Raw genomic sequence first — 2606 nt, 5'->3', positions numbered from 1 at the left:
TCGTTCAAGCGTTCCACGCTGTTCGTGGTGCGAAGGCGTTTACGGTACTTTTCAGGCAAGCTCAGTACCGCAGTAGCATCATCAAAACCAGCTTCAACTTTACGGATTTTCAGAGAAGAGATATCTTTAGCTCTCTAACTAAAAGTAAAGGTATTAGGCCAACCCCTAAACGAAACAGCGGTGGACTAGGACTTGAAAAATAAAGTCTTAGACCGCCGCTGTTACTATTGCGTTTAACCTATCCCAACTCTTCCATTAATACCCTCACCGGCGGGGGACTAATTCCAAGATAAACAGATTTGTAGTGTCAACGCCGGATAGATATCTTTTTATGAAACATTTCATCTAATAACATAATTTCTGCTCTTTGGCTGACGGCATGGTTCCCGAGCTTTACATCAATTATAAAATCATTATTCAGCATCTGGCGGTAACGGGAGATAATCTCGTTGACAGGCAATTCTCCCATTGCCTTCGTTTCGGGTGGGATTACCGGAATTCCGGCTTGCTCTACCAGGTGAATATTTTGCTTAATCTCTGCGGCGATCTTGCTTAGAGTACTCACACTCCTTGCTGACTCTAAATCCATCATTCCGTCATTCGTATAGAAATGCTTGTTGACGATAGCTAATGCAGTATGTGAAATATGGAATGCCTGAATGTCTTTTTGGATTTCATAATGCAAATTCACCGAATCAAATATTTGGGCGAGTACTTTCACTCTTTCGGTAATCAATCCATTTATTTCGCCAAAAATAGTTCCTTGATGCTGTTTGGTACCGAATTGGGCATATAGAACGTCCCCTTTGATGTCTCCACCCGCACCCGGGAATCCCGGGAGTAAACGGTCCCCCACGATTTCAAGCCAACTTTCATATCCAATGGTGTTAGTCAAGGTGACAATGGATTTGCTCTGATTATTCTTGATCACAGTTAGGGCGGATTCGGCCTGATCATATCGTACTGGAACAAAAATAAAATCATAAATGTCGTCGTTATCAAGTTTTTCTATCGTCTTGATCGGTATTTGCTTTATGATTCCATCTTCATTGTAAAGCAATCCGTTCTTTTTCAGTACATCCAGTCTCTTTCCTCGCGCTAGCATGGTTACGTCCAATCCGTACTGTGCAAATCGGAGGGCGTATACACTACCAATCACACCAGCACCAAATATCAAAAGTCTCTTGTTTGTGTTCATTACGTTCCTTCCTTTCGGAAAATTCGTCACAGATTGTTTAAGCAACATATGTTTGGTAAAATAATATTACTGTATTATCATGAATTCAACAGGCAGATTCAGTGGAAAGTTGCATAGACAACACATTGTGATATTTGATGTTTTAGAAGGGGAAATGCATATGGCAAATCAGCAAGATCCAAGGGTTATGCGCACGCGACAGTTAATAAGAGAAGCATTTAGAGATTTGTTGCGAAGTAAAGAATTTGATGCAATATCCGTAAAGGATATCGCACAGAAAGCTACCATTAACCGCGCCACCTTTTATGCCCATTATGAAGATAAATATGCTTTGCTTGAAGAAATCACAGAACAGGTGTTTCGTGAGATGATTCCCGAGCAAGTGATGAATGCGCGGGAGTTTACAATTGAAATATGTGACCAGTTGATCTTGCTGACACATCGCTACATCTTGGATTTTTATCAGGTATGCAAAATGGATTCCAAATCGATTGCTACGCTTGTGAATGAAAAGGTAAAGAAGATGCTGCAGCAAATCATTGAAAGCATTTTTTCGAAAGGGCACTATACGGACCGCCACCATAAAAAAGTTATTTCGGCTATGACAGGCTCAGCGATCTATAGCGCTGCGCATTATTGGTTAACGGTTGGGGAAAATAATCGAACCGATTTACTCCTAGAAATGGTTCGTCCCTATGTAATGAATGGTCTTGGGCTGTATAGCAATTCCGATGAATAAACGGATCGCCCTGGCGCCCTTTTAGCCCCGAAATTGGATTTGAGTCTAGCCCACTTAACGTTGTAAGCTAGATTCAGAACCAGTGGAGGGGATTTATTATGCAACGCCAAAAATCGTCGGAAAAGCAGCTGTTTTTTTTGCTGGAACAGTTTTGGAAAAAACGAAACCCCTTGTCCCATAACGGATTGAGGGAGGTGCGCTTTTCTCTTTCACCTCCAAACCGGTACACCAATTTCAGGTTCTAGTGGTGTAACAGCCGTGGAGGTTCGAGTCCTCTCGACCGCACCATACATAACCTTACATCCTTCAGGTGTGAAGTGCACCCCTTATAGTGGACATTGGAAAAGCACCCCCGGTGTGAACCGATGAACTATAGGGGGTGCATTTTTTATGGCGAAATAGGGATCGAGTTTTCGCCGATTCCTGTCGAGCGAACGACTATTATGTAATAAAATATAACATAAAATTACGAATTAATTACCAACCCCCTCGTCACACTGCTTTTTTCAATAAAAAAATGACACATTGTCAAACATTCCGCTTTGTTTCGATACATGATGTAAGCTTTTCAAGTCGATCAAGTCCAAATTTATGTGTAAAATCCCTCAGCTAGAATGGGCTACATGATTCGGGTTACTTTCGAGACAGATTTTGGCCGGCTTTCACGCC

3 protein-coding genes are annotated in these 2606 nt (G+C 41.8%); 2 read left to right on the top strand and 1 reads right to left on the bottom strand.

From position 1 onward, the window contains the following. Positions 1–203: hypothetical protein (locus tag G485_RS30675; protein WP_205620164.1), on the top strand; the 203-nt coding region annotated here is incomplete at its 5' end. Positions 204–307: 104 nt separating this feature from the next. On the opposite strand, the gene G485_RS0117265 is transcribed toward G485_RS30675, so the two are convergent. Beyond that, the gene (locus G485_RS0117265) at positions 308–1198 is read right to left on the bottom strand and encodes a 2-dehydropantoate 2-reductase N-terminal domain-containing protein (protein WP_027093536.1); all 891 of its coding nucleotides are present in this window, start codon (positions 1196–1198) and stop codon (positions 308–310) included. A gap of 160 nt (positions 1199–1358) precedes the next feature. Between G485_RS0117265 and G485_RS0117260 the strand changes: the two genes are divergently transcribed. Next, positions 1359–1937, top strand: coding sequence for a TetR/AcrR family transcriptional regulator (locus G485_RS0117260; protein ID WP_027093535.1), 579 nt, complete (start codon positions 1359–1361; stop codon positions 1935–1937). The last annotated feature ends 669 nt before the right edge of the window (positions 1938–2606 follow it).

It is taken from the genome of Cohnella thermotolerans DSM 17683 (assembly GCF_000429825.1).
GTDB classification, from domain to species: Bacteria; Bacillota; Bacilli; order Paenibacillales; family Paenibacillaceae; genus Cohnella; species Cohnella thermotolerans.
Note: the sequence above shows the minus strand (reverse complement) of the source record. Positions and strands in the feature narration are given on the sequence as shown.

What these genes read in the sequence shown, in the direction of transcription:
- G485_RS0117265 (WP_027093536.1), bottom strand. Translation starts at nt 1,198, where the DNA reads ATGAACACAAACAAGAGACTTTTGATATTTGGTGCTGGTGTGATTGGT.
- G485_RS0117260 (WP_027093535.1), top strand. Translation starts at nt 1,359, where the DNA reads ATGGCAAATCAGCAAGATCCAAGGGTTATGCGCACGCGACAGTTAATA.